Here is a 6866-nt window from a genome sequence, read left to right as displayed (position 1 = left end):
CACGGATTCCAGCTGCTGCGGTGATGTTCGTAAATATAGACTTTCTGCCGCTTACGGTTTAGGCGCACGGGCGTACCGCGTGGCGTGTGATAGGTCATTCTGATCAATAATTTAAAGAAAGATATAAAAAAAGCACAAGTTAATAAAGAGCCTAAAAAAATACTCACATCCCATTTAATTACAAAAGGAGCTATTAAGTAAAAAAGTATAAATGGCACTAAAAGGAAGGCAAAAATATCGCCGCCGCCCCATGAGATCTGATTCTCATAACGGGGAATTTCCAGCCAGATATCATTCTTTTCATTCAGCCAGATAGCATTGGGTTCAACATCGTGCTCCAGCCACTGAACCGGCAGATCCTCCTGCCATCTTTCCGCCTGCGGGATCAGTACGGAACGGCGATAAAAAGGGTTTTTGGGGCGTTGCGTTTCAACGTTTGCTGTATGCTGTTTCTTTTTTTTATTGTCAGAGGCGGAAAGTGATGCGCGACGCTTTACTTTATTGCCTGGTTTTTTAGCCATGTGATTATATTCATCCTTTTACATTAAGCGTTAATGAAAGCACATCCTCAACGTTATATTTATTTTTCCAGTAGCTCACCGTTAACACTGCCCTATTGTATGAAAACGATGAAACCCATCCGCCATTTTTAATAATCAGAAAACTGTTATCTTCATCCGTTTCATGCTCAATATAACCTTTAAAAAAATACTCGGCTTCATTATGATATTTATCATCCTGACCTGGGAACATTTCATGCGATTCTGACGTCACTGATAGTGCATTACCATCAGCAGCAAATGCCTGCAGTTGATATTCATAGGCAGATAATTCACTATTATAACCGGGTAACGTAATATTGGACTCAATTTGTCGGTAGGTTCCACCACCACCAGGAATAGAAGAGACTGTGCTAAAGGCGACCTGAACCCGCATACCGGAGATAATTGCGTTATAATCGGCTAAGGCGCTGTTTAAATCCTCCAGACTCGTAGCCTGCCAGGGAATATCATCTGCTTCGCGACGAAGACCAAAGCAGCAACGCCGCAGCCAGATTTCAATCGGTGAACTGCGTAACTGATCGCCCCGAAACGCTAATGCAGCGCCTAATAAAATTAATGCCAGTGCCAGCCCTGCGGGGCCAAAAAGTGTGAATACACCATAGTAAGCATAAAACCCTGCAATAACCCCACCTGCAACCGTTGATAAAGACGCGAAAAAGTAAAAGATTGCTGAATTCGTGTCTCCCTGTTTATTAGCATCCCAAGCAGAAAACAACATCCTTATCCCATCCACTACCGAAGCTACTCCTGCCAGAACACCGCCCGCTTTAATCAGTGTATGGACATCCTTACCCAGCACTTGCCAGAGGCCTTTTTTCGTTAACATACGTCCAAAACCGGCGATTTCCGTTGCCGCGCTGGCGATCATCAGATAGTTCGTTAACTGCTTAAATTTACCGTCGGTAAACTGAAGTGCTCGGTTATTTTCCCAGAGATCGTAAGTCTGGAATGCTAGCATGGCCGTAGACAGCACCATACCTATAGCATTACCGCTCACCAATCGCCCGGTTCGTTCACTGATGATGTTGCTGCGAATATTTTCCCATTGCGCCGCATCCACCGTGCGCAGAGAGGACTCGGTTTTATCCAGCAATGAAAGTGACGATATACGGAGTTCACTGGCAAAATTGCCGACATGTGATTGGTGAGTAATCGGCGCTTTTGTTACTGATGAAGGACTCACTCCGGACTTACGCAGCGGTTTAAAAAGGTTTTCTAAAGCAACCATACTGCTGAGTTGCATATTAATCCGCTGGCCCAGCAACTCGTTGTCCGTGATCGCCAACAAATATCCTACGGCTGAACGCGTGCTTGTCACGCCTCCCTGACGAATCGTGCCACTAAACGGGGATGAATTTTTGGCAACCTCCATGCCCAGGCGCGTGCCATATTCCTGATAAAACTGCTGGAACTCTCTTATGGTCATCGATAAGGAAAAAAGCGTCACCGTTTGCCCCGTGGCGACATACCCAGCCCCCTGAAGCATGCGTATGACCCCGTGTCGGGTCGCATCATCCAGTTTGTCAATTCCCCGACTAAACGCGCCATTCATCGCCAGAATACGGGTGTTAAACATCGCCTGGATTCTGTCGCTTTTTAGCGTATTACCGATTTCATCCGCACCAACAATAACTTTCAAATAAGAATAGACGCTTAGCCCGCTGTAGATGCTGCTGTAATCATCAGTGCTATATCCTAGCAGTCCTTTATATACAGGACTGTTAGTGTCGCCGAACCATGTACACCACACATCACGGGTACTATCATCAATTGCCCCTCCCTGCAGGCAGGTAGTGACCGTCGTGAACTGGCGATACCATTCGAGCAGATCCTGCTGTTTTGAATAGTCATTATCGATAACATATTTCCAGAGAGGCGCGACATACCAGAGAGCTAAATCTTTACCCACATTGTCAATGCGCTGTTGAAGGGATTCCACCTTTTCCTTATAGGTTTTTGCAAAATCGGCTCGCCCTTTTTCATCATAACTTTGCTGTAAACGCGTAAAGTATTCATCCCACGTCTGGCGGCCAACCTCGTCTTTATCAATACATTCCACACTGTTAGCAGCAGGATACGGGGAAGAGGTATACACACAGCGGGTTTTGCTGTTTTGCTTAATACTCTCTTCCGACCCCGCCAGATAGTTTTCAATTGCCAGGGCGATGATATGTTTGTGCATGGTTTCTGGTTGGCTAATATAATCTTCCATGGCGCTCACCAACTGCAGTTGCCCTGCTTTTAACTCCTGAATAATCCCTACACTGTCTGTGAGGGTAATTGCCACCGGCGGACACTGGTATTGCTGCGTAATGCGATCAACATAATCGCCAAATGAGGTGGACTCATCCTGGCGTGAGTAAAATCCATGCATTCCTCCCTCGGGTTCATTAATCTTCTCCAGCCAGGGATAAAGTAAGGTTGCATATTCAGCCACCTTCTCTTTCAATGATGACAACGCGCTATCGATCGCAAATTCGCCTTTTTCAGCAGACGGCGCGCTTTGCAGACTATCCAGAATAATATGCGTAAAGCGTTCTTCGGACGGTTCTTTCTCATACTGACTTAAAACGTCATCGCTCCAGGGATCGCTGCTAAATGCCAGCCACGCTTCGCTGTATTTTTTGGTATCAAAATTGATAAAACTTCCCGCATTGCAATGCCCTTGCGTGCGACAGGCGCTGCAAAGCGATTCTACCGCATCACATTCAGGCATCAGAGTGGCTTCAAATTGCCGCAATGCGCCTTCTGTTGTAACTTCATAACCCTGCCATGTTTTTTTATCGCCATTACTTTCTTTAGGCTTTAAAAGTACGTACAGATATCCCATGCGCAACGTTCTTAAGGCATATTTATATTCCCCTCCTTTCAGCGAGGGTGCAGGTTGTGGCTGAATGTTAGGTTGCCAACCAGAAGAGACCATCCCGTTGGGTACAACAGCAATCCGCAGGGGAAGAACCGGAATGCCTTCTCGTTGACACACCTTACAATCTGACGGAATCTGGGCAGACTGATCTGCTGCTGCGGCATTATCTTGAGATTGATCCTTAAGCGACATAAATAAACATTCCTTATTGAACGGTGCTTTGCTGTTCCAGTTCCAGCCAGACTGAATCGGGTAATGTCTGAAGTAACTGCGTCAACAGTAGCGAGGGATTTTCTCTCGCCTGTTGTAGAAGAGACGCAATGGTTGAATGACGGGTTATATCAACGGGAAAATTGAGTGCATTTAGTGCGAGATAAGTTTTATCACGCAACTGATGCAATCCTATTTTACCGACTTCTTTCCAGGCTTGTGCAGCCAGATAAACTGCGTTATCCGGTAGGATCGTTTTCCCATTATCCCAGGCATATAATATGCGCCATATATCCCTGATATTCAGTTGGCCTTCCTGCATTCCCCACGTCAGTTTACCTGCTGTCGTTGCTTCGATGCTGTTCAGGCCGTTGAGTTTTCCCGTATAGGCTATATACCACCAGGTTGAAATTGGCCAAAGAACCTCTTCAATCACAGGAGATAACTGCGTTAGATACAAAAGCTCCATACGCAATGGCTCAAAAAAGGGTAATGAATAACCTGTAGTTATCTGGTCACCAAGAGTTCGGCAATTATGTGCGATCTTTTGCGACAACACCTGAAGCCCACAAGCGCTGCTCAATAGCCCACAAATATAGCGCTTATTATATTTCCGCTCATAGGTTCCATATCTTACAACTTCATTAATCACGGCGGTTGAACACACCTCTCCGGGTGCGGCCAGTAATATCAAATGTGGACAAGATTCCGGAGAGTAACGAAGATCAGGACGTAGTACGGGTTTGACGTTTTCAGCGCCATATATTTCCTTTAAATTACTTAGGCATAAATCATTTAAAAAAGTGACATTTTTTAACGGATCGACCAGTAAATAGCGATATTCATTTTGGTACCGCCCGTTAAAATCGCTACATATATCATCCGATTGAAACTGTTTATAGTTGCTCACGATTACGTCCGCTCCTTGCAGGTCGCACCGGGAGGAAGTTCCGGGGGCGTATAATTATACGGCTGTGGGATCTGACGATTAAACGTAGCGCTTTTCACATTCACATCACCCAATGTCTTAATGGTCACGCCTGAACGTTCAATAATGAGTGCCGTTTTATCGCATGCTAATGTAATTTTTTTCGCCGTCGAGATATAAACCTCCCCGTCCTTACTTTGTATTTTCATATCTTTCATGGCAGTAAGCTCCATGTGGTCATCTTGCGCCTGTATCTCAACCTTGCCTTTGTTGGCAAAAATCTTAATCCCCAACGTTTTAGCAAACAGACTGATAACCTCCCCGGCAGCGACGGTAAACTTTTTGAACACGCTGAAATCACTGTTTTCAGCCGAGGTCTGAATAAAATTATTACCCGTACTAATTTGAATACTTTCCGGAGATACCTGTGCAATACCCGCAGGTGCGCTCAACAGCAAAGCCGCTTGCTGTAAATCTTTTAGCGACCCTTCCATCAGACTTTTTTGCGCTGCTACTTGTGCCAGCTCTGCGTTGGCCGTTTTCACCGCCTCGCTCAGCGATTGCGCCAGTCCTTGCGCCTGTTGCAGGGTTTCCAGCGCCGCTTTCATTTCAAGCTGTAGGTCCTGCGCCTTTGCCTGCATATCGGCACTGATAAACAGCCCTTGTCCACCGCGTATCGTCCCCCATTTGTCCGTGCGCAGCTCAAACCCTTCCCCCCGTTTCTGCTTGCCGCTGTCCACGATATGACCCAGATTTAGCTGGCTCTTTCCGCCGTACTCCGTCGAGAGCTTGATATGCTCCTGCCCACGGGTGTCATCGAGGCGGAATTTGTTGTTCGTAGGGGTACGCAGGACATTGCGTTTATTGTTGCGGATGGTGACATGGTCAGGATGGGCGGAGTCATGCAGTGCATGGGCGATATATGGCCGGTCCGGATCGCCATTTTCAAACGCAATAGCCACTTCCGTGCCGGCCAGCAGTGGCAGATGAAAACCATAGGTATCTCCAGCATACTGTCTGGCCTGACGCACCCACAGACTTTCGTACCCGGCGGGCCATGTATCGCGGTCAAAGAGTAAATTGACCCGATAGCGTCCGTCTTTATCGATATGCCCGTAGAGATCGCCTGGCTGGGTACTGGTCACCCGTGCAGGCAAAGTGCCCGCCATCACAGGTTTCTCCGGCGAAGGTGCGCGAAAACAGTAACGTTCAGAACAGGGTATTGCCTCAAACTCCAGCGTATAGCTACGGTCGCGAGCGGCACGGGTATGAATCGCGGTGATGACCACGCCGTGGGCAAACATATCTGGAGCCTCACCGCCGGTAACCTTCAGCGCCTGGCCAGGCATTAACGTTACGCTGTTGCTGGTGCCCCCCAGTCGCGTCTGCCCGTTCAGATAGCGTTCGTGGCGGATACGGGCATAAAATCCCCCGCTCTCAATAGTCTGCGGGCTACCGGCCTCACGAAAATTATCTGCGTAATGATACGCTTCACCACGGGTAGTTTTGTCGCCCGCAGTGACATCCATCGCGCTGTCCATGTCCCTTTGGGCGTCACGGTAGTTGTAGTCTCGGGTGGTAACCGTGTTTTCAACCACCGAATGCGACGAATTCAGCGCCCATGCGGCTTCAACTGTGCCGTCGTACATACCGGACGGGTGGCGCAGCGGTAGAGTGATTCCCTGTTCATATCCCTGCTGATCGTCGTAAAACTCTATCACCTCAATTTTCAGCCGTGAATCTGCCGCGAAACGGAACCAGATCCCGGTCTCCGCCAGCAACCGTGACAGAAACGTCAGGTCATTCTCGCCGTACTGCATCACCTGTTCGCGACGTGGGTACTCATTATTCAGCTTAAAAACAAAATCCTGACCGCGCAGACCATGACGTTCACGCAGGATTTTTTCCGTAATCTGCGAGACGGACATATCCTGGAAAATCGCGCTCTGATGACTGCGGGAAAGTAGCGCCAGACGGGGTTCCAGTCGCACCTCGTAATGCGTTTCGTCACGTGAGGCAGACAGACACTTAAATGCGGTAATCACCCCATGCAATGTGCGCTGCGGAGTCATCACCGCCATCCCCTGTTCCGGCGGTGCGCACAAGCTGAACGAAGCGTCCTGCATCAATACTGTTTCCGGCGTAATACCATGATTAGTGCTGGTGAACTGAATGTCATACCGAAAAGGCTGGCTGAGATATTCATGTCCTTTGAAAGCCAGAACGTCTGGTTCCACGTCCAGCCCACGAATAGTCAGTTTGTTATGGTTGTGATCAAACAACATTTTGTGCCCTCCTG

General features: G+C 47.9%; 4 protein-coding genes. All 4 read right to left on the bottom strand.

What is annotated here, in order from left to right; genetic code table 11:
* On the bottom strand, positions 1–521 hold a 521-nt coding region (locus tag OGV94_RS03760; RefSeq protein WP_353622565.1), incomplete at its 3' end, for a DUF6708 domain-containing protein.
* Between the two features lie 10 nt (positions 522–531).
* Positions 532–3621 carry a T6SS effector BTH_I2691 family protein gene (locus tag OGV94_RS03755; protein WP_286522619.1) on the bottom strand — a complete coding sequence of 1030 codons (3090 nt, stop codon included), beginning with the start codon at positions 3619–3621 and terminating at the stop codon, positions 532–534.
* A 13-nt stretch (positions 3622–3634) separates the two neighbouring features.
* Positions 3635–4549: a hypothetical protein gene (locus OGV94_RS03750; protein ID WP_286522617.1), complete on the bottom strand. Its 915-nt coding sequence runs from the start codon at positions 4547–4549 to the stop codon at positions 3635–3637.
* Between the two features lie 2 nt (positions 4550–4551).
* Complete coding sequence (locus tag OGV94_RS03745) at positions 4552–6852, bottom strand: type VI secretion system Vgr family protein (protein ID WP_286522615.1); 2301 nt, start codon at positions 6850–6852, stop codon at positions 4552–4554.
* Positions 6853–6866: the final 14 nt, after the last annotated feature.

Source organism: Citrobacter sp. Ce006 (assembly GCF_030336535.1).
In the GTDB taxonomy this organism is placed as follows: domain Bacteria; phylum Pseudomonadota; class Gammaproteobacteria; order Enterobacterales; family Enterobacteriaceae; genus Citrobacter; species Citrobacter europaeus.
This window is presented reverse-complemented; position numbering and strand designations above follow the sequence as displayed.

Coding starts and splice junctions, on each gene's coding strand:
- OGV94_RS03745 (WP_286522615.1), bottom strand. CDS start 6,852: ATGTTGTTTGATCACAACCATAACAAACTGACTATTCGTGGGCTGGAC.
- OGV94_RS03755 (WP_286522619.1), bottom strand. CDS start 3,621: ATGTCGCTTAAGGATCAATCTCAAGATAATGCCGCAGCAGCAGATCAG.